Origin of the sequence: Serratia liquefaciens (assembly GCF_027594825.1) — a bacterium.
GTDB lineage: Bacteria > Pseudomonadota > Gammaproteobacteria > Enterobacterales > Enterobacteriaceae > Serratia > Serratia liquefaciens_A.
In genome coordinates, this window is the sequence record NZ_CP088930.1 from 3,917,495 (window position 1) to 3,938,977 (window position 21,483).

Consider the following 21,483-nt stretch of genomic DNA (forward strand, 5'->3'; position numbering starts at 1 on the left):
ATGTTGACGATATTTGTCGCCACCTTCGTGTTGTTTCTGCTGATTGTCGGCGGCATGTCCCTGGGCTACGTGTTTAAACGTAAAAGCCTGCAGGGCAGCTGCGGCGGCATTACGGCGCTGGGGATGGATAAGGTCTGCGACTGTCCGGAACCTTGCGATGCGCGTAAAAAACGCCTGGAGAAAGAGGCGTTGCGCCAGCAGCAGTTGGAAAAGCACCGGATTATCTGACTTGGAAAAGCATCGGATTATCTGACTACAAGGGGCGCATGCGGCGCCCCTTTTTCTATCGGTTATTTGGCCTGGCGAAAGTTTTTCGCGTCGGCCGGTGAGTTGACCATCACCCCGTCGACCCCAAGCGCCAGCGCCTGCTGGTAGTCTGCCGGGGTATTGATACCAAACAGCACGATGTGCGCCGGGCCTTGCGAACGGAAGCAGTCGATCGATTCTTTGTCCCAGGTCAGAAACGCCTTGGAGCGCCCCTCGCCCAGGGTAAATTTCTCCACCACTTCCACTTCCCGCTTCAGTTCAAGCCCGTACCAGCGTGGCTGCTGGTTATCCGGCTTCAGTTCGCACAGGTGCGACAGGCTGATATTCGCCAGCAGGTCGCGGGTTTCATCGCGGGTTTCGAAATGCTTGATAGCCGGCGGTAACGCCTGCAAATATTTGGCATCGGTGGAGTAAACGCGGGTGCGGTTCAGGCTGTCGGTTTTCTCCAGCGTTGCCAGCAAGGTTTTACCGAACTGGGCCGGATTGGCATCCGGTGACTTGATGTCCAGATAGAAATTAACCTTGGGGAAGTCGTTGAGTATTTCATCCAGCCGAGGAATGCCAATGCCTTTCCCCCGGAACGGATGCGTTTCCCCTTTGGCAAATGACCAGCCGGCGTCAACTTTTGCCAGTTGTTCGGCGGTGTAAGCGGAGACCAGACCCTGTTGGTTGGTCAGCGCCTTCAGATCTGAAGGGCGGTACAGCACGATAACGCCGTCTTTGGATTCCTGCAGGGTGATCCAAATGGCGTCGGCATCGTTTTTCAGTGCGGTTTCAATCGCGACGCGGGTATTTTCCGGTGCGTCGGCAGTGCCACCGCGGTGCGCAATAATGGCAGGGGCTGCGCTCGCGGCAAGGGAGATCAGGGATAATGCTGAAGCGAATAAATAGACCGAGAATGTTTTCATGTAGGGCACCTTCCTGTGCGTAAGGTTTATTGTTATCAGTAATTGAGGCGATTAATTTGCCACAGCGTACTATTCAAAAATTACGCTTTTTTAACAAGTCGAAGATAATTGGGTGAAACCCTGTTTTCTCCGAGCTGATCCGAGTTTTGCCGAGGCTTGAGCTTTCCATTATTGGCTGTATACTTATACAGTATTATTGGAGGGGCGATGCGTAAAATCATTCATGTCGATATGGACTGCTTCTTCGCGGCGGTAGAAATGCGCGACGATCCCAGCCTGCGCGATATTCCGTTGGCGATTGGCGGCAGCGCCGACCGGCGTGGGGTGATCAGCACCGCCAACTATCCTGCGCGTCGCTATGGCGTGCACAGTGCCATGTCGACGGCGATGGCGCTCAAGCTTTGTCCGCACCTTAAGCTGCTGCCCGGTCGCATGGCGGCGTACAAGGAAGCCTCGCTGCATATCCGTGAAATTTTTGCCCGCTACACCCCGCTGATCGAACCGCTGTCTCTGGATGAAGCCTATCTGGACGTAACCGACTGCAGCCAGTGCAACGGCTCGGCGACGCTGATCGCCGAACAAATCCGTCAGGCGATAGCCGATGAACTGAACCTCACCGCGTCTGCCGGTATCGCGCCCATCAAATTCCTCGCCAAAATAGCCTCGGAGCTGAATAAGCCGAACGGCCAATACGTCATTACCCCGGCGCAGGTTCCCGCGTTTTTACAGCAACTGCCGCTGAGTAAAATCCCGGGCGTGGGAAAAGTGACCGCCAAACGGTTGGAAGAAGTGGGGTTGATCACCTGCGCCGACGTGCAGCAGTACGATCTGGCAGCGTTGTTAAAGCGCTTTGGTAAATTTGGCCGCGTCCTTTGGGAACGCTGTCAGGGCATCGATCTGCGTGAGGTTTCGCCTGAGCGGCTGCGCAAGTCGGTGGGGGTAGAACGCACGCTGGCGGAGGACATTCATGCCTGGGAAGAGTGCGAAGCGCTGATCGTCGAAAAACTCTACCCGGAACTGGAAATGCGCTTGCGTAAGGTAAAACCGGATCTGCATATCGCCCGCCAAGGTGTGAAGCTGAAGTTTCAGGATTTCCAGCAAACAACGCAGGAACACGTTTGGCCGGTGCTGAACAAAGACGATTTGATCAACGTAGCGCGGCAGGCATGGAGCGAGCGGCGTGAAGGACGAGGGGTGCGGCTGGTAGGTTTGCACGTGACGCTGCTGGATCCGCAGCTGGAGCGCCAGTTGTTGCTGCCGTGGGAATAACAAGGGCGCAATGTACAATTGCGCCCTTATCTGAACTGCTCGGTCATTTCTGGGGTTCAGCGTGCCGAACCCGGCAGATTACGCGCGCTCTGGGATAGCCTTCAGCAGCGCCGTCAGCAGCTTCCAGTACAGACCCACGCTTTCGATATGCACCTGCTCATCCGGCGAATGTGGCCCGGTGATGGTTGGCCCAATCGACACCATATCCATATTCGGATAAGGCTTTTTAAACAGGCCGCATTCCAGCCCGGCGTGGATCACCATGATGTTCGGCGTCTTGTTGAACAGATCCTGATAGATCTCGCGTACCAAATGCATGACCGGTGAGTCAGCGTCCGGCTGCCAGCCAGGGTAGCCGCCTTTCGGTGCCACTTTGGCGTTGGCCAACTGGCCCAGCGCGGTCAGCATGCCGACCACGTAATCTTTACCGCTGTCGATCAACGAACGGATCAGACAGATGATTTCTGCTTCGCTGTCGCTAGTGGTCACTACGCCCACGTTCAGTGAGGTTTCCACCACGCCTTTCACCGCGTCGCTCATGCGGATCACACCGTTTGGCGTACCGTTGAGCAGCGCCAGGAAACGTTGCTGGCTGTCGGCGGTCATCGCCTGAGACGTACTGGTGGTTGGCTCCAGCAGTACGGTAATGTTCTTCTCTTTAGCGGACAGCTCATTTTGCAGGGTGGCCAGGAACGCCTGGCTCAGTGCTTTGAGCTCATCGGCCTTAGCCGCCGGTACGGCAACCACGGCAGAAGCTTCACGCGGGATGGCGTTGCGCAGGGTGCCGCCGTTCAGGTCCAGCAAGCGCAGGTTCAACGCAGAGGCATTATCGAACAGGAAGCGCGCCAGCAGCTTGTTGGCGTTGCCCAGACCGACGTGAATATCCGCGCCGGAGTGGCCGCCTTTCAGGCCCTTGAGCGTCAGTTTCAGAGTCTGGTAACCGGCCGGTACGGCTTCACGCTGCAGCGGCAGGGTGGTGATAAAATCAATACCGCCGGCGCAACCCATGTAGATCTCGCCTTCTTCTTCGGAGTCGGTGTTGATCAGGATATCCGCCTGCAGCCAGTTAGCCTGCAGCCCGAACGCACCGTCCATGCCGGCTTCTTCGGTCATGGTCAGCAGCACTTCCAGCGGACCGTGCTCGACGCTGTCGTCTGCCAGTACCGCCAGCGCGGAGGCCATGCCGATGCCGTTGTCGGCGCCCAGCGTGGTGCCGCGCGCTTTGATCCACTCGCCGTCGATATACGGCTGGATTGGATCCTTGGTGAAGTCGTGCACGGTGTCGTTATTCTTCTGCGGCACCATGTCCAGGTGCGCCTGCAGGGCAACCGGCTTGCGGTTTTCCATGCCTTTGGTGGCCGGCTTGCGCAGCAGGATATTGCCTACCTGGTCACGCTCGGCGTGCAGGTTTTTCTCTTTGGCCCATTCGAGGATGTGCTGCGCCAGCGCTTCTTCATGATAAGAAGGGTGCGGAATAGAGCAGATTTTGGCAAAAATATCCCACAGCGGCTGTGGCGAAAGTTGAGACAATTCAGACACAATAAGTCTCCTGTAACGGCATTCTCGGCATAGCGGGAATGCCGCTCGGTTAGGGTTAGGGGCATCTGTGCGGCTTTGGCACGATCTCCAGAGAATATCACTTTCTACCGGGCGGTGCCCGTCCCGAATTGTGCTGTTTAAGCGCTTGATCACACTAGTTTGCTGCGCCGCAGCTCATTTTTTCAGCATCAATCACCAGAGGAAATACTTATGATTTCCACGGTACAACTGGTATTCGTCGCGTCCAGTCTCTATAATCTCGCGCAACCTTTTTTCCCCTGATTACTGAATAAGCCACACCTTGGCTGGCTGGGACACCATTCTATGAGCGAAAAATACGTTGTTACCTGGGACATGCTGCAAATGCAAGCGCGCAAACTGGCTCACCGCCTGCTGCCCGTAGACCAATGGACAGGAATTATTGCCGTAAGCCGCGGCGGCCTGGTGCCTGCAGCCTTACTGGCGCGTGAACTGGGTATTCGCCATGTGGATACCGTGTGTATTTCCAGCTATGACCATGACAACCAACGCGAAATGAAAGTGCTCAAGCGCGCTGAAGGCGACGGTGAAGGCTTTATCGTCATCGACGATCTGGTGGATACCGGCGGTACTGCGAAAGCCATCCGCGAGATGTACCCGAAAGCGCATTTCGTCACCATCTTCGCCAAGCCGGCAGGTCGTCCACTGGTGGACGATTATGTGGTTGATATCCCACAGGATACCTGGATCGAGCAGCCATGGGACATGGCGGTGACCTTCGTGCCACCGATCGGCGGTCGTTAAGTTCGACAGGCTGTTCCATTAAAACGCCCGGTTTCGCCGGGCGTTTGCGTTATTTTGGTTTATCGCCCCAGAGTTAGGTACACTACCTCCAGTTGATTAGGCTGTTTGCGGCCTATAGCCAGATTTACGGAGGCTGTTGTTACCATGGCACAAGCCAACCTTTCTGAAATTCTGTTCAAACCCTCATTTAAACATCCTGAGACCTCGACGCTGGTGATGCGCGCGCGCAACAAAGTTAGCGCCGATCTGCATTCCACGCTGGAAGGCAACACAGTCAGCAATTGGTATCGCATGCTTAACCCGCTGTTGTGGGCCTGGCGCGGCGTTGATCCGATCGAAATCAACGAAGTGCTGGCGCGCATCGCGGTCGCCGATGTGGAGCACACCAACGACAAGTGGCTGGATACCGTGGTCGGTTACCGTAACGGCAACTGGATTTACGAATGGGTACACCAGGGCATGCGCTGGCAACAGAGCGCGTTGGAACAGCAGGATCCTTTGATCGGCGGCCAGCACTGGCTCAACGCCGCCAATTTTTACAGCATCGCCGGCTACCCGCACCTGAAAGGGGACGAACTGGCCGAGCAGGCCGAGGCGCTCTCCTGCCGGGCTTACGAAGAAGCCGCGCTGTTGCTGCCTTATCAGTTGAAAGAGCTGGAGTTCCGCATTGAAGGTGGCAGCAGCATCAATGGCTTCCTGCACCTGCCGGAAAAGGGCGAGGCTCCGTTCCCGACGGTGTTGATGTGCGGCAGCCTGGATACGCTGCAAACTGACTATCACCGCCTGTTCCGCGATTATCTGGCACCGCACGGCATCGCCATGCTGACCATCGATATGCCTTCCATCGGCTCCTCTTACAAGTGGAAGCTGACGCAAGATTCCAGTTTCCTGCATCAGCAGGTGCTGATCCAACTGGCCTCGGTGCCGTGGGTCGATCATCAGCGCGTTACCGCGTTTGGCTTCCGTTTTGGTGCCAACGTGGCGGTGCGTCTGGCCTATCTGGAGCCACAGCGGCTGCGGGGCGTGGCTTGTCTGGGGCCGGTGGTGCATCGCCTGCTGTGCGACAGCAAAACGCAACAGCACGTGCCAGACATGTACATGGACGTGCTGGCCAGCCGGATGGGGATGGCCAATGCATCGGATAACGTGCTGAAGGTAGAACTGAACAGCTATTCGCTGAAAACTCAAGGGCTGCTGGGCCGCCGTTGCCCGACGCCAATGCTGGCCGGTTACTGGGATCAGGATCCGCTCAGCCCGAAAGAAGAAGCGCAGTTGATCGCTTCATCCTCGTTGGACGGCAAACTGATCGCCATACCGCGCGCGCCTGTTTACAGCAGTTTCCACAAGGCATTGCTGCAAATGACCCACTGGATGAAAGATAAAATGCGTTAATTAGTTGCTAAATTTTAACAATTTGTTAAAAAGAGTGGTCTACATTGAGGAGGTTAAAGAATGACGTTACCGAGTGGTCACCCTAAAAGCCGACTAATGAAACGTTTCGCCAGCTTGGGGCCGTACCTGCGTGAAGGGCAGTGTGAGAACGACCGTTTTTTCTTTGATTGTTTAGCCGTGTGCGTCAATGTTAAGCCTGCTCCAGAGAAGCGTGAGTTCTGGGGTTGGTGGATCGAACTGCATGCCGAAGATACGCGTTTCACCTACGCCTATCAGTTTGGCCTGTTTGATAAAGATGGGCACTGGACGCCGGAAAAGATTAAGGATGCTGAAGTGAAAACCAAGTTGGAAACCACCCTGCGTGATTTCCACCGTCGTCTGGGCGAGCTGCTGACCACCATGGAACTGACGCTTGAACCGGCCGAGAATTTCAAAGAAAAACTGATTAAACTTTCCGCCTGACCCCGTTAGACCACAAGTATTCTGCTGATTTCGCGTTGTGCCTGTTGGCATAACGCGTCTCTCCTGTTACAAAGTCCTTTGCATTATTCTTCTCATCTTACACGGCAGAAATACTATGAACGGCAGCCAGACACTGGTTGTGAAATTGGGCACCAGCGTGTTGACCGGCGGATCGCTGCGTCTTAACCGTGCTCACATTGTCGAACTGGTACGCCAGTGCGCACAACAGCATGCAGCGGGTCACCGCATCGTTATCGTCACCTCCGGCGCAATTGCCGCCGGGCGCGAACATTTGGGTTACCCCGAACTCCCCGCCACCATCGCCTCCAAGCAGCTGCTGGCGGCGGTCGGACAGAGCCGGCTGATCCAACTGTGGGAGCAACTGTTCTCCATTTACGGCATCCACGTCGGGCAGATGTTGCTGACGCGCGCCGATCTGGAAGACCGCGAACGCTTCCTCAACGCGCGTGACACCATGACCGCGCTGCTGGACAACCGTATCGTGCCGGTAATCAATGAGAACGACGCGGTAGCGACCGCAGAAATCAAGGTAGGCGACAACGACAACCTGTCGGCGCTGGCGGCGATCCTGGCCGGGGCAGACAAATTGCTGTTGCTGACCGATCAGCAAGGCCTGTACACCGCCGACCCACGTAATAACCCGCAGGCGGAACTGATCCGTGAAGTGCACGGCATCGACGATGCACTGCGTGCAATCGCCGGCGATAGCGTTTCCGGCCTGGGCACCGGCGGCATGGGCACCAAGCTGCAAGCTGCCGACGTGGCTTGTCGCGCCGGCATCGACGTGATCATCGCCGCCGGCAGCAAGCCGGGCGTGGTGGCGGACGTTATTGAGGGTAAACCGGTGGGCACGCGTTTCCACGCGCTGGAAACCCCGTTGGAAAACCGTAAACGCTGGATCTTCGGCGCACCGCCGGCCGGTGAGATCACCGTCGACGACGGCGCGGTCGATGCGATTATGGCGCGCGGCAGTTCGCTGCTGCCGAAGGGCATTCGCGAAGTGAAAGGTGATTTCTCCCGTGGCGAAGTGATCCGCATCCGTAACCTGGCGGGGCGCGATTTGGCCCACGGCGTCAGCCGCTACAACAGCGACGCAATGCGCATGATTGCCGGCCATCACTCGCAGGAAATCAGCGAAATTCTCGGTTATGAATACGGCCCGGTGGCAGTGCACCGCGACGATATGATAGTCAGTTAAGGAGTGAGCATGCTAGAGCAAATGGGGAAAGCCGCCAAACAGGCTTCCTGGCAACTGGCGGTGCTGAGCACGGCGAAGAAAAACCAGGTGTTGTCGGTTATCGCCGACCGGCTGGAAGCCGAAAGCGAAGTGATTTTACAGGCTAATGAACAGGACATGGCGCAGGCACGCGCCAGCGGGATGACCGAAGCGCTGCTCGATCGTCTGCTACTGACCCCGGCGCGACTGGCGGCGATCGCCAACGATGTGCGCCAGGTGTGCCGTTTAAACGACCCGGTCGGTCACGTGTTGGACGGTAGCCTGCTGGACAGCGGGCTGAAACTGGAACGCCGTCGCGTGCCGTTGGGCGTGATTGGCGTGATTTATGAAGCACGGCCAAACGTCACCATCGACGTTGCCAGCCTGTGCCTGAAAACCGGCAACGCGGTGATCCTGCGCGGCGGTAAAGAAACCCACCACACCAATCAGGCGACGGTGAAAGTGATCCAGCAGGCGCTGGAACAGTGCGGCCTGCCGGCGGCGGCGGTGCAGGCTATCGACAGCCCGGATCGCGCGTTGGTGAATGAACTGCTGCGCCTGGATCGCTACGTCGATATGCTGATCCCACGTGGTGGCGCGGGCCTGCACAAGCTGTGTCGCGAACAGTCGACCATTCCGGTGATCACTGGCGGTATCGGCGTTTGCCACACCTATGTTGATGACAGCGTTGATTTCGACAAGGCGCTGACGGTGATAGAAAACGCCAAAATTCAGCGCCCAAGCGCCTGTAATTCGCTGGAAACGCTGCTGGTGAACCGCAGCATTGCCACAGAGTTCCTGCCGGCGCTGAGTGCCAGAATGGCAGCGGTGGGGGTTACGTTGCACGCGGCGGAGAATGCCATGCCGCTGCTGCAAGACGGCCCGGCAACGGTGGTGGCGGTCGCGGCAGAGGATTATGACGACGAATGGCTGTCGTTGGATCTGAACGTGGCGCTGGTGGACGATATCGATCAGGCCATCGACCATATCCGCACCCACGGCACCAGCCACTCCGACGCGATCCTCACCCGTTCACTGAGCAGCGCCGAGCACTTCGTTCGCGCGGTGGATTCAAGCGCGGTGTATGTGAATGCCAGCACTCGCTTCACCGACGGCGGCCAGTTCGGCTTGGGCGCAGAAGTGGCGGTCAGCACCCAGAAACTGCACGCCCGCGGCCCAATGGGCCTGGACGCACTGACCACCTATAAGTGGATCGGCTACGGCGACGATTTGGTTCGGGGTTAACGTTTAGTACGGCGTTGAGATTTCATGTAGGGGCGCAGCATGCTGCGCCCTTTTTGTATGCTGGTTCATACCGGAAATTGGCATCGTTGCAGGTCTCAGAGAAACCTAATCTGACAGTCAGCTTGGTGCCAAAAAGGGGCATAACGACTGGCGGCCAAGAGTAAAAAAACAGCCTAAGAATAATTTAAATATCAAGAAAATCAAATCGTGGTCGATAAGCTTATAACTCTTCATTTCTATTTTAATAGGAAATAAAATGGCTGAAAAACTTAGCGAAGGAAAAATAATGGTAGCCCTTAATTGGGCTTACGATAAAGCATTGGATGGTACTATTCCGGGAACGGATTCTTCTTATGAAATGGCTGAAAACTACCAAAAGGGTGAGGCGGACTTAGCGGATAAGGTTAATTCTCTCATCAGATGGCAAAACACCAAATCTGCGACTACCGGGTTTGTTTCCGGGCTTGGGGGGATAATTACTATGCCTGTTGCAATTCCAGCAAGCATTGCAACCGTGATTTATGTCCAAATCCGCATGATAGCAGCAATTGCTATCATGGGAGGATATGATGTGAAAGATGATCGTGTCAAAGCTCTAGTGTACTCATGCTTAGCTGGTAATGCTGCAAAAGATATCCTTAAAGGAACAGGGATCATTATTGGCTCGAAGATGTCCACTCAGTTAATTAAAAGCATATCAAAGGAAACGATTTTCGCAATTAACAAACGGGTTGGTTTTAGACTGCTAACTAAATTTGGTGAAAAAGGTGCGATCAACTTAGGTAAAATGATTCCACTCGTGGGCGGCGTTATTGGTGGTACGTTTGATGGTATTTCGACCAATGTCGTTGGTAATGTTGCTAGGAAAACCTTCATTGAAGCTAGCGCTATAAATGAAGTGTAAGAATGTCTATGTATATCGATCTTGTGATATGCATTTAAGATGCTCATGATGCCTTAGGAATACTCACCTGCTGCAGTTTCTATCAACTCTTACGGACGTTACAGTCAGTCAACGTCCGCACTTCGTGCATTGTAGACGTCATGTTCTTCGGACCTGTCCGCTTTGTGCTAAAAGCCGACCCTTGGTTTATATTATTCAATATCGCCTTATGCCAGCAATCATATTGCATTTTTAGCGACCATCACGCCATCATATTATTGACGGCATGACTACCAATGTCATGCCGTCAACTTGGTCTCATCGAACGATGTTTCTGAGACGTAGCTCCTGAATAAAAAGAATAATAGCAACAATCATGACAATTGCAAAAAAAACAATGCCAGAGACATCGTAATTAAAAATAGTTTTAAGATTATCATTGTTATATAAAAGATTGTGCCGATATGAATACGTTGTGTAAATATTACTGAAGATCTCGAAAAATGATCCAATTATTAAAAAAAACCATAATAAGAGGCAGTTTGCAGTGATTTTATTACTTTTGCGTCTTTTGGTGAATATGAGTAAACCAATAATAGCGGGGATTATAAATGAAACTAAATCGGTAAAAGTGAATGCTAATAGATTTTTCATTGATAAAAGTCCTTTTTTATTCAATTTAGGTGGGCAGTCTTTGTGCCATCACTGAATGTTTAGTCTGAATTCTGACGGTATTCTATGATCTGTTTGATAATCATTATAATTCAATTTACACTCTGTGTCCTTCTTTTTATGAGCGGATTTTATCTTGTCGTTTGAACCAAAATTAGCGAACTGCACGCACAATGATGTCCGCTTTCACTATAGCGGCCATTCTTTAGTAGAACCCAGAGATGTTTATTAAGGATAATGAAAACAGAAGATAAAATAATGGGGCGGCGGTTAACCCTTCCCGCCGATCCCACTATTTTCTAATGAATATAAAAATTATTTCTTAACCATAAGATGACTGCGTTCTTCTTTACTCATCGCCTTGTTTGAGCTGGAAATAACGCAGTTATATTCTTTACCTTCATTAATAATCATAAAGGTGCTGACGGGGTTTTTAAAATCTTTGCCGATGGTGAAGTAAACATAATCCTTAGGCAACACATTGGGCTTGAAGGCGCCAAATGCATAAACCCCTTCCAGGCCGAGTGCTGATAAATCAACCGTAAGCTCCAGCGGCTGCGTGGCCATCGGTGATGGCAGCATGGATTTAGCCGACATCATCATCGAACTGGTATTGACGGTGTATTCGCTGGTGACTTTCATCCCGACATACTTGGAGGTTGGCATCGAAAGTTCTTTCATACAGGCGGCATCGTGTTGGGGCGCGGGGCTGCCGTTTTGTTGCACTGCGTGTACGTGTTCCAATGTCACCTGCACTTTGCCAGTCACCGGTTGTTTAGTGTCTGCTGCGTGAGCCATGCCGACCATCGTGATGGCAGCAATTGTAGGTAAAATAACGCCAGTCATTATTTTCATTACTATTCTCCTGACTTTTAAGTTTGGAAAAGTCGCATTAACTTTTCCGTGTGTGTAGCCGATGGAATTTAATTAATGAAATCATGGGTAGCACTATGCGGCCCTGTGCCGTCATCGGGCATGGCATAGTGGACTTTAAAACAACTGGCGTTTTTAAGAGCAATGCAATGAATGGATAAGGGTTTTTGCTTTCGGAACTCTGTCAGCCCATGGGCTTATATTTTGTATGAATAACCTTAGTCAAGATCCGGGATGGATACAACTCGCCGTATATAAATTTTTTTAACCGTTTGGCACCTGGAAATTAATAAGCCAATGGACTATTTCCATTGGCTTATATTTATATGCTTATTATTACACTTTTGGGGATATCTCTTAGGGCTAACGTTTATTCAACCAAGGCAGCATACGCACCAGCGCATTGTCCTTAACAATATAGTGATGGAACAGCGCGGCGGCGGCATGCAGCCCGATCAGCCAATAGCCGAAAGCTGCCAGCGTCTTGTGCCAGCCGATAATCGTTCGCGCCTGCGGCCGGTCGGCAATCTCGGCGAACGGCATTGGCAAACCGAATAAAAACCACTCTTTCCCCCCCAGATAGCGGGAATAGACGCCCAGAATCGGTAACGTCAGCAGCAGCAGGTAAATCAGGCTGTGCACCAGATGCGCCGCGCCGGTTTGCCATTTTGCCGGTTTCGGCTCGATAGCGGGGCTGGTGTGGCGCCAGCGCAGAAACAAGCGGGCGATCATCAGAACAAATACCGTCACTCCGCAACTGAAATGGGTCACCACCAGCACGTACCACACCGGGGTGCCCGGTACGGCAAGCCCTCTCAGCTCAATCGTCGTGCAGGTCACGACCAGCAGGATCGCCACCAGCCAGTGCAGACGGATCTGCATCGGCATATAAGAGTTCTGCACCGGGTTACCTTTTGATGTTAAATCACAGTGTTGATGAGAGTAACCAAATGTTACAGGAGAGGAAAGCACCGGATGAGAATTTCATCCGACGGATTGCCGGTGTGGCACCCAACGCGGGTGCCACACTTTCACTCAGTTGATCTTGGCCTTGGCAAAGTCACTGCCGTTAACGTCAACGACATAGCCGCTGACGTTGCTGCGGGTGGCGTAGAACACCTTGCCGTTAGCCAGCGGCAGCAGCGGAGCCTGCTGGGCAAAAATCACCTGCGCCTGCTGATAAAGCTTGGCGCGTTCGGCCGGGACGCTAACCTGAATCGCCTGCTGGATCAGTTTGTCGTAGCTGCTGTCGCACCAGCGGGCCGCGTTGGCACCGGTTTGCACACCGGCGCAGTTGAGCAGGGTAGCGAAGTTGTCCGGGTCGCCGTTATCCGACATCCAGCCATACAGCGCGCTCTGCTGTTCCCCTTTGCGCAGCCCGGCCAGGTACTGGCCCCACTCCCAGGTGACGATTTTGGCTTTCACGCCCACTTTCGCCCAGTCGTTTTGGATCATTTGGGCGATGCGGCGAGAATTCGGGTTGTAAGGGCGGGCTACCGGCATCGACCAGATGTCGGTCTCAAACCCTTTCTCCAGCCCGGCCTGCTTGAGCAGTTCACGCGCTTTTTCCGGGTTGTAAGCGTATTCAGGCAGTTTGTCGTTATAGCCCAGCATGCCCGGCGGCAGTATCGAATAGGCCGGCGTGCCGCTGTCTTTGAATACCGCCGCAACGATGGCCTTTTTGTCCACCGCATAGCTCAGCGCCTGGCGTACCAACACGTTGTCGAACGGCTTCTTCTGGGTATTGAACGCCAGATAGCCGACGTTCAGGCCGTCGATATTGTGCAGCTGCAGGTTTTTATCGCTCTTGATGGCGTCAAACTGCTCCGCCAGCGGGGCAGGGATGATCTGACACTCGTTGGTTTTCAGCTTGGCCAGCCGGGTTTCCGGGTTTGGCGTAATGGAGAAAATCAGGTGTTTGCTGGCCACTTCGCCCTGCCAGTAATGCGGGTTGGCGATGTAGCGGATCAGCGAGTCCTGCTTGTACTGCTGCAGCGCAAACGGACCGGTGCCGATCGGCCAGTTATCGACATATTCCGGGGTGCCTTTTTTCAGCATGGCATCGGCATATTCGGCGGAAAGGATCGAGGCGAAGTCCATCGTCCAGTCGGCGAGGAAAGCGGCGTTAGGCTGGCTCAACGTAAAGCGCACGTGGTCGTTATCCACCGCCTCCACTTTGGTGATCAGCTTGTCCAGCCCGGTGTCGGTGAAGTACTCGTAGTTGCCGCCGGACACCTTGTGATACGGATGGTTGGGGTCCTTTTGACGCATCACGGTGAACACCACGTCCTCGGCGTTGAAGTCGCGTGTCGGGGTGAAGTATTTGTTGCTGTTGAACTTCACGCCCTTGCGCAGCGTAAAGGTGTAGGTTTTGCCATCCGGGCTGATGGTCCACTCGGTCGCCAGTGAGGGCGCCGGGGTTTTATCGCTTTCACGCAGCGTCAGCAGGCGGTTGTACAGCACCTGCGAGGTGGCGATAAAGGTGGTGCCGGAGCTGGAAAGCTGCGGGTTGAAAGATTCGGGCGAGGCTACGGTGCAGTAGACCAGGGTATCCGTGGCGGCCAGTGCGCTGCCCGCCGTCAACAGGCCGGTTCCTGCCAACAACAGACCCGCAGTGCTTTGTTTTAAACGCATAAAATGGATGGCTCCCTCAGGTTGATTGAGGACACTGCCGCCGCTGTGGCATTCAGGCAGCCCTCAATTTAAATATAAGTGATTGATCGCGAATATGGGAACTGGGGAATGACGATTGATCGGCGGTCGCAGACCGGCCGGGCGTCAAGATAGCCGATGAAATTGTATGCTTAGGTAAATAACCCCGCTTTTCCGGTTGTCTGACAAAAATGTTATCGACGGGTCACTTTGGGGTAAGCAACCCCCACTTAGAATCACCTCACCAGGCAGAACCTGGTCTGGTCAATCCAATGAGGTGGTTATATGAAAGCGATTAAATATGTCATGGCGGCGTTTATCCTGGCGATGGTGTCCACCAGCAGCTTTGCGGCCAACAGCGTCAGTTCCGAGCAGGGGCTGACTAAAATCGGCGTGGTCTCCGCCAGCGGAGCACTGACGCTCTCAGGGCTGGAAAAGCAATTGGCGAAGAAAGCCGATCGGGCCGGAGCCAGTTCATACCGCATTATTTCCGCCAGCGGGGGCAATAAACTGCACGGCGTGGCGGTAATTTACCAATAATGGCAGGTGCATGCCGTTAGAACGGGGCGGTACTTGCTTTTACCGCCCCAGAAGGTCCCTGTTTTGTTGATTTTGAGCCCCCATAGTCCCGCCATTTAGCCCTCGATCACTCCTCAACCGCACTCTCCCCGTCAAGTAAGTTTGCAGCATGAACAGGTTGTTCTATATTCATGAAAATGATAATAAGTGTTATTATCATTTTCATTTGTAACCGAACCGAAACATCTTCAGTGCGTTGCCCTGGCCTTGGAAAAGGCGGCTGCGCCATCTCGCTTTACGTGCGCCAGGGAGGTCAGGCACGCCAACCACAACACAATAATAAGGATCACGCCGGGCAGCCCATGGGCTGGTCATCCAGTCGTGTCCGCCATTTACCCCGTTTTTGGTCGTTATCGGCGGCAGCGGGGTTTTCGCTTCCGTTGTTTCAACATTTGTTTATGGCTTATCAAAGGTAGGTAACATGTCGGAAACTGTTTTGGCTACTGAATGGCTGCCGCTGACACCGGCGCAGTTAGACTTCTGGGACGAATTTACCTTGCACCCCGGGCAGCCCTTTTCCACCGTCGCTCACGTCACCGAACTACGCGGCGCGGTAGATGAAGAGGCTCTGTGTCGGGCTATCACTCAGACCATGGCGGAAACGCAGGCGTTTGCATTGCGTTTTCGCGCCGGCACTGGCGAGAGTTTGCCGCTGCAGCGCTACGATCCCCAGGCAACACCGCAACTTAATCGCCTTGATCTCCAGGCACAGCCCGATCCCTACCAGGCCGCGATGCGGCTGATGCAGGCTGATGTCGATCAACCACTGGATCTGTGCAGCCAGCTGGTGGCCACGGTGTGGTTGATCAAACTGGGGCCTTCGCGTTTTATTTGGTACCTGCGCGCTCACCATATTGTGATCGACGGCTTTGGCATGGCGTTAGTCGAACACCGTTGTGCCGCGCTGTATACGCATTTCCTCGACGACAGCGCGGCAGGGCATGGACTGGGCGAGTTTCATGCTTTTCAGCATCATGAACTGGCCTATCCGGCTTCTGAACGCTGCGCTAAAGACCGGCATTTTTGGCAGCGGTATTTGCCGCCGTCGCAGACTTTGCCAACGGTGCGCAAAGGCGGCAGGGAATATGGTGTCAAATCCCTGAGTACCAGCACGGCGCTGCCGGAGGAAATATCGCAGCGGTTGCGTTGGCTGTCGGAGCGTAGCGGTATCGGTTGGCCCGATCTGTTGCTGGCGCTGTCCGCCGCCTGGTTGTTCTTTGCCTTGCCGCCGTTGCCGCATGATAAGGGCGATACGCGCACCATGTGGATGCCGGTGATGAACCGCCGCAGCAGCCTGGCGACCAATACGCCGGCGCTGGCGGTCAATACGCTGCCGTTTTTGGTGTCGCTGCGCGCGGAAGAGACGCTGGGCCATTTTCTGTCGGGCATGGCGAAGATGCTGCGTGAGCTACGCAGTCACGCCGGTTACCGCCTGCGCCACATTGCCACCGATCGTGGAGTGACGCCGGCCTCTCGTTTGTTCATTTCCCCGTTTATCAACGTCCAGCCTTTCGATCCTGCCGGTTTCAGCGGTTGCACCTGTGCGCGGCGTGTTCTGGCTGGTGGATCTGGCGACGGCGCTAACCTGACCTTCCGCGGGCGCACCGATGCTGGCGATCTACACCTGGATATCGATGTTTACGTGCAGCAGTTTCCCTGCGATGGAGTCGAAGACTACGGGCGTGATCTGCAGGCGTTTTTATTGCGTGCGTTGCGGGAAGAAGCGCTGGAGACGGCGCTCGGCGAACTGGTGGCGGTGCCCGCCTGATGGCGATCCTGTAGGGGATGAACACGTTCGACCCGATTTACCCTTGGGTGATGTGATAGGGGGCTGCTTGCAGCCCCCTAAGTTTGAACCGCGTTAACGCGCCAGCAGCGCCGCCACTTCCCGCGCATTTTTGCAGGGGATTAACAGCGTTGGCGGCAGTTGGGTGCCAAAGGCCTGGTTAAGCTGCGCCGCCACCTGGCGAATGTGCGGCAGCTTCAACCCCATGCTGATAAAGGTCGTTTCTTCTCCCCATTCCGGGCGCGGCGTTGCGCCGATGGCCTGTAAATAGATGGTCAGGATCTTACCGCTGTGCGCCGGTGGTGCGCTCGGCAGCGGTGCCGCACAGGCGTTCAGTCCCGGCGCGGCACGATCGGCGCTGAAGGCTGCGCGGATGCGGTGACGGTCGGTCTTGCCGTTACCCGACAGCGGCAGCACCTCGGTATGAATAAAGCGTGTCGGGATATGGGTACAAGGCAGGTAGCCGGTCGAAAAAGCTCGGATCGCCGCCAGCGACAGCGGTTTGCCGTCGTGGGTGAGGTACATCGCCCCGAGCGTCGCTTCACCACTGTCACCGCCAGGGTAATCCACCACCACGATATCGAGAATGGCCTCGTGCCCGCGCAGCACATCTTCAATTTCCGGCAGCGAAACGCGCACGCCACGGATTTTCACGTAGCCGTTCACCCGGCTGGCGAACAGGATATTGCCGTCCGGGCGATAGTACCCCTGATCGCCGGTACGGAAAGCCCGCAGCGTTTGCCCGTCGGGCCCATCCAGCGTAACGAAATCATGTTGTTTTAAATCGCCGTCTTCCAGATACCCCAGCGCCAGATTCACCCCGGTGGTGTGGATGCGGCCGACCACGCCGGTCGGGCAGTGGGTACCGTCATCATGGCAGATAAAGTATTGGTTAGCCGGTAGAGGCTGGCCATAGGGCACGGTGCCGGTGTCCTGCGGCGCTATAGGGTGCCAGATGCTCCAGATGGTGGTTTCGGTCGGGCCACCGAGCGAGAACAGGCTGATGTCCGGGCGCAGGCCGCGCAATTGTTGCACCGTCGCCGGTTTGATGTAATCGCCGCCCTGTGCCACCAGGCGCAGCGAACGCAGGCTGTCGTCGGTTTTACAGGTAAGCAGCATTTCCAGAATGGCGGGGACCGAACACCACAGGCTGACGCCATGGCGCTCAACCAACTGGTTCCAACTGATGGCGTCTTTTTCCTGGTGCGGTGCCGGTAATACCAGGGTGGCGCCGGCGCTGAGCGAGCCGAACAGATCAAACATCGACATATCGTGGTGCGGCGGCGTGACCGAAATCATCACGTCGTCGGCGGTGACCGCCCAGCGCTGCAGGGTCTGGCCGATAACGTTGGCGGTGGCGCGGTTATTGAGCACCACGCATTTAGGTTTGCCGGTGGTGCCGGAGGTATACAGATAATAACTGGCTTCGGTGCTGGCGCTGCGCTCGGTCAGCGTCTGGCTGTCCGGCAGTGCGGCGGCACCTGCCGTCGAGTCGAGCAGCGCCTCTGGCGTCACTGCGTGCGGCGTGTCCAGCTCCCCTTTGTGGACCACCAGATCCGGCCGACAGTTGGTCAGCAGATAGGCGGTGCGTTCCGGTGGCGAGTTGATGTCGATCGGCACCCAGATAATGCCCAACAGCGCACAGGCGAGGGAGATGGTCACATGCTCCGGGCTGCGCGCCAGATATAAGGCCAGCACGCTGCCAGGTTTCAGACCGCGCCGTTGCAGGTTTGCCATCACTGCGCCGACACGCAGGCCCAGCTCCGGGTACGTCAGGCTTAGTTGGTCGCAGATTAACGCGGGGCGTGGTTGCGGATCGTTAAACAACCGGTCTGCCAGCTGCGTCAGGTAAGGGTAAGCGCTGAATGCCGTCTCGCTGTGGTTATGGCGGTAATGTTGGTAATCGATAAATTGCGCGGGGGGAATTTCCACATCGCCGTCCCGACACATCAACATCACCCGACGTTGCAATGCGTCCAGCATCGCCTGCACCTGCTCGCCATCCAGCGCCTGCTCGGCGTAGTCGACGCACAACAGCAGATTCTTGTCGGCGTCCTGCGTCAGGCGGATATCGATCGCCACCTGTGGCGTTTGGGTAACGCCGTCATGGTAGCGCACCGGCGCGTTGGCAGGCAGCGTCTCCCATCCCAGGCAGTTGGTGAGGATCACCGGCAGCGCCGGGGAACCCTGGCTGTGATTGAGTAACTGCCGTGCCAGATCAACGCCGGAAAATGCCAGATGGTCGAGCGCACCCAGCACGTCGTCCTGCAAGGCCTGGGCGCGGCTGATAAAGGTGCCCCCCAGGCGGGAATAGCGCACCGCCACAAAGGTAGAGGCGTTGCTGAGTGAACCATTTGCCGCAGGAAAAGCCACCGGCACGCCGACGCAGAGTTCGCCGTCGGTGGTCCACTGCGCCAGCGTATCGAGGATCAGTGCCGAAAGGCTGCTGTTGCGCAGCAGGGCATGGGCGGATCCCAGGCGCGAGAACTGTTTAAGTACTTCGCGCGGCAAAGTCAGGTTGGCGCGGCGATAGCGAGAGGATTTGATATTGGCCAGCGGGGTGCGCCACGGCAGCGCTGACGGCGTGGTGATGTCCTGTAGCTTGGTCTGCCAATAGGCGGCATCAATCTGACGCTGTGCCGCCGTGGCGGTAACCGGCGGGCTTGGCGGCGCGACAGGCGGCAGCGGGGCGTCGTCGAACAGTCGGGCGATGACGGTGGAGATGCCCTGACCGTCGAGGATCAGCGCGTCGAAGCTGGTGAAAATCACGGTGTCGTAGGGGCTGCCGGTGGTGTCCTGCGTCTCCGAGAGCTGAATGGCGGCAATGCGCCACAGGGGCTGCGCGGGATCGTGGCGCTGATGCGAATATTGCTCGCGCAGGTCAGCCAATTGGCGTTGCGCTGTCTGATGATCGAGCGCACGCAGATCGTGTCGATCCAGATTCAGCGTGGCCTCTGCCCGCACATGCTGAGTGAAACGCTGGGTGTCGATACAGGTGCGCAGCGCCGCATAGTGTTGCACCAGTTCGCTCAATCGGTTTTCCAGGCGGGCCAAATCCAGCCCCAGACCACGATATTCGCGAAAGTCATGCATCGCTACGCCGCCGAGCGGCCATTGTTCGCTGCGACCGAGCAGGTAAGCCTGCTGCAGTGCATTTAATGGTGTCTCCATGGTATTTCCCTATTGATTGTCACTAACCCACGAAATAGAAAGCAGGGCGCGTGAGGCCACGCGCCCGGAACCGATATCAGGCTTTGGGCGCCAGCACCTTCAGCAGCATTTGCACCCCCTCGGTGGCATTGGGAGCCAGCTCGCAGATCAACGCGGCAAGCGCTGCCGGGGTCGGGTTCGCCTCGACGTCCGCCGGCGTCAGCGCTAACGGCAGATATTTGTTCAGTACCGCTAACAGCGCCTGCAGAGCGTCCTGCGGCAGCTGCAGGGTGCGGATATCGTCATCGTCACCCAGCCTGGCACCCGGCGCGACCCGCGCCAGCAGCCGGTGCAGCAGTTGACGAACCGGTATCTGGCGTGCCAGGCCCGCCGCGGAGCATTGGGCCAACCACTGCGAAAGTGGCTGATTAAAGCTGTTCGGCCGGTTGGCGGCCCGCTTCAGCATGGCACCGTACGTGGCGAACAGCTGCGGCAGCAGCCGATCCGGGAAGGCGTCCAGACGGACGTCCCAGTTGATCAGAATGCCACCGTTGGCGTGTGCCACCTGGGCGTCCAGCGCCACCTGCGGCCCCTGGGAAATTACCCACTCCAGTGGGCCAAAAGTGCGGGTGACGTTGTCAGAAAACAACGCTTTGCCATGGATGCCAAACCCGGCGGTAAATACCACGGGGGAAGGCTGCATGCTGCCTTGCAGGCGCGACAGATCGCGCATCACGCTGACGCCGGGGTAGTCGGCGTTAGCGATCAATTCAGCCAGCTGGGTCATCAGGCGGCGGCTGAAAGCCGGCAAGTTTTCAGCCGGGTTCAGCTCCACGCCAAGCAGCACCAGGTTAGAGAAGTCGCCGATGATCGGGGCGAGGCTGGCTTCATCCCGGTGGAACAGCGGCACATTGAGCCTGAAACGCGGCATGTTCCAGCCATGGCCGACGGTAACAGCAAACAGCGCCAGAAACAGGGATGAAAGCGTGATGCCGTGCGCCCTGGCGACATCTTCCAGCGCTTTGGTTTCGCTTGCGCTCAGTTGCAGCGCCAGCCGATCGCTGCGGCAAATATCCGGTGTGCGTAACAGGTGCGGTGCCGGCGGCAGTTGAGGCAGGCGTTCGCGCCACCAGGCCTGAGCGCGGGTGCGACGTGCCTGCTGCGCGGTATCGGCATAGTGACGATCCAGATAGTCAAAGTAGGGCACGCCATGGTCGGCGGGTGATACCGGACATTGGTGATAAAACCGCGCCAAATCCTCCATCAACACGCGGAAACCCATGGCATCGCTGGCGATCATATCCAGATCGACATGCAGCCTGCTGTGGCCGCCCGGCAGCAGGCTGAGGCTGATATCACAGGGGATACCTTGTTCCAGCGGCAGTTTTTGGCTGCTTTTTTGCTGCCGTTTGGCTGTGAGCAGGCGGCTCACTTCGGGAGTATCGGCCTGGCTGAAATCATCCAGATGCAGGCCATGCTCAGGGCCGCAGGGAGTGATGGTCTGCTGGCCATCGGCCGTGATGCGCAGGCGCAACATGGGGTGATGCAGGTAAAGGGCGGCAACGGCCTGTCTCAGTCGTTCGACATCCAGGTCGCAGCAGTTAAATTCCGCATACAGGTGGGCGGATACGCCCCCCAGCGGCGCTTCGGATTGCCGGCCTACCCAGTAGGCGGCCTGCATCGTGGTCAACGCTTTCATCGGGTTTCCATCAGTATTGAGAGACTGTAAGAATATATTGCAATGTTAATGGGAATGAAAATTATTACTATTTTTATTTGTTGATAT

At 56.0% G+C, this 21,483-nt stretch carries 17 protein-coding genes; 10 read left to right on the forward strand and 7 right to left on the reverse strand.

What is annotated here, in order from left to right; translation table 11 throughout:
* Complete coding sequence (gene nqrM / locus LQ945_RS17940) at window positions 1-228, forward strand: (Na+)-NQR maturation NqrM (RefSeq protein ID WP_270101386.1); 228 nt, start codon at window positions 1-3, stop codon at window positions 226-228.
* Window positions 229-290: 62 nt separating this feature from the next.
* Here nqrM and LQ945_RS17945 read toward each other — a convergent pair whose 3' ends face one another.
* On the reverse strand, window positions 291-1,175 hold the full coding sequence (locus LQ945_RS17945) for a glycerophosphodiester phosphodiesterase family protein (protein ID WP_270101387.1): 885 nt from the start codon (window positions 1,173-1,175) through the stop codon (window positions 291-293).
* A gap of 207 nt (window positions 1,176-1,382) precedes the next feature.
* On the opposite strand from LQ945_RS17945, the gene dinB reads away from it, so the two are divergent.
* A complete protein-coding gene (dinB, locus tag LQ945_RS17950) occupies window positions 1,383-2,444 on the forward strand; it encodes a DNA polymerase IV (RefSeq protein WP_044548508.1) in 1,062 nt (353 codons plus the stop codon).
* 78 nt (window positions 2,445-2,522) lie between these two features.
* Here the strand turns inward: dinB and pepD are convergent, their stop codons facing one another.
* Complete coding sequence (gene pepD, locus LQ945_RS17955; RefSeq protein WP_270101388.1) at window positions 2,523-3,983, reverse strand: beta-Ala-His dipeptidase; 1,461 nt, start codon at window positions 3,981-3,983, stop codon at window positions 2,523-2,525.
* A gap of 324 nt (window positions 3,984-4,307) precedes the next feature.
* Between pepD and gpt the strand changes: the two genes are divergently transcribed.
* From gpt to LQ945_RS17985, 6 genes are all read left to right on the forward strand, one after another.
* Window positions 4,308-4,766: a xanthine phosphoribosyltransferase gene (gpt, locus tag LQ945_RS17960; protein WP_044548512.1), complete on the forward strand. Its 459-nt coding sequence runs from the start codon at window positions 4,308-4,310 to the stop codon at window positions 4,764-4,766.
* 144 nt (window positions 4,767-4,910) lie between these two features.
* Window positions 4,911-6,158, forward strand: coding sequence for an esterase FrsA (gene frsA, locus LQ945_RS17965; protein ID WP_044548514.1), 1,248 nt, complete (start codon window positions 4,911-4,913; stop codon window positions 6,156-6,158).
* Between the two features lie 60 nt (window positions 6,159-6,218).
* Window positions 6,219-6,620, forward strand: a complete 402-nt coding sequence (gene crl, locus LQ945_RS17970; RefSeq protein ID WP_041414255.1) for a sigma factor-binding protein Crl — start codon at window positions 6,219-6,221, stop codon at window positions 6,618-6,620.
* 115 nt (window positions 6,621-6,735) lie between these two features.
* Window positions 6,736-7,839: a glutamate 5-kinase gene (proB, locus tag LQ945_RS17975; protein ID WP_020825379.1), complete on the forward strand. Its 1,104-nt coding sequence runs from the start codon at window positions 6,736-6,738 to the stop codon at window positions 7,837-7,839.
* 9 nt (window positions 7,840-7,848) lie between these two features.
* The gene (gene proA / locus LQ945_RS17980) at window positions 7,849-9,102 is read left to right on the forward strand and encodes a glutamate-5-semialdehyde dehydrogenase (RefSeq protein WP_270101389.1); all 1,254 of its coding nucleotides are present in this window, start codon (window positions 7,849-7,851) and stop codon (window positions 9,100-9,102) included.
* 256 nt (window positions 9,103-9,358) lie between these two features.
* Window positions 9,359-10,006 (forward strand): EcsC family protein, encoded by a 648-nt coding sequence (locus LQ945_RS17985; protein WP_270101390.1) that lies wholly within the window; start codon window positions 9,359-9,361, stop codon window positions 10,004-10,006.
* 966 nt (window positions 10,007-10,972) lie between these two features.
* On the opposite strand, the gene LQ945_RS17990 is transcribed toward LQ945_RS17985, so the two are convergent.
* From LQ945_RS17990 to LQ945_RS18000, 3 genes are all read right to left on the reverse strand, one after another.
* Entirely contained in the window at window positions 10,973-11,512 is a 540-nt protein-coding gene (locus tag LQ945_RS17990; protein WP_044548521.1) for a hypothetical protein, read from the reverse strand.
* A gap of 381 nt (window positions 11,513-11,893) precedes the next feature.
* A complete protein-coding gene (gene cybB, locus LQ945_RS17995) occupies window positions 11,894-12,418 on the reverse strand; it encodes a cytochrome b561 (RefSeq protein ID WP_270103003.1) in 525 nt (174 codons plus the stop codon).
* A 147-nt stretch (window positions 12,419-12,565) separates the two neighbouring features.
* The gene (locus tag LQ945_RS18000; protein ID WP_122077405.1) at window positions 12,566-14,164 is read right to left on the reverse strand and encodes an ABC transporter substrate-binding protein; all 1,599 of its coding nucleotides are present in this window, start codon (window positions 14,162-14,164) and stop codon (window positions 12,566-12,568) included.
* A gap of 303 nt (window positions 14,165-14,467) precedes the next feature.
* Here LQ945_RS18000 and bhsA point away from each other — a divergent pair, with 303 nt between their 5' ends.
* Both bhsA and LQ945_RS18010 read left to right on the forward strand, forming a co-directional pair.
* On the forward strand, window positions 14,468-14,722 hold the full coding sequence (bhsA, locus tag LQ945_RS18005; RefSeq protein WP_262239258.1) for a multiple stress resistance protein BhsA: 255 nt from the start codon (window positions 14,468-14,470) through the stop codon (window positions 14,720-14,722).
* 460 nt (window positions 14,723-15,182) lie between these two features.
* Window positions 15,183-16,529, forward strand: coding sequence for a condensation domain-containing protein (locus tag LQ945_RS18010; protein WP_269934693.1), 1,347 nt, complete (start codon window positions 15,183-15,185; stop codon window positions 16,527-16,529).
* 93 nt (window positions 16,530-16,622) lie between these two features.
* On the opposite strand, the gene LQ945_RS18015 is transcribed toward LQ945_RS18010, so the two are convergent.
* Window positions 16,623-19,718: an amino acid adenylation domain-containing protein gene (locus LQ945_RS18015; RefSeq protein ID WP_270101391.1), complete on the reverse strand. Its 3,096-nt coding sequence runs from the start codon at window positions 19,716-19,718 to the stop codon at window positions 16,623-16,625.
* A 76-nt stretch (window positions 19,719-19,794) separates the two neighbouring features.
* A complete protein-coding gene (locus tag LQ945_RS18020; RefSeq protein WP_270101392.1) occupies window positions 19,795-21,396 on the reverse strand; it encodes a condensation domain-containing protein in 1,602 nt (533 codons plus the stop codon).
* Window positions 21,397-21,483: the final 87 nt, after the last annotated feature.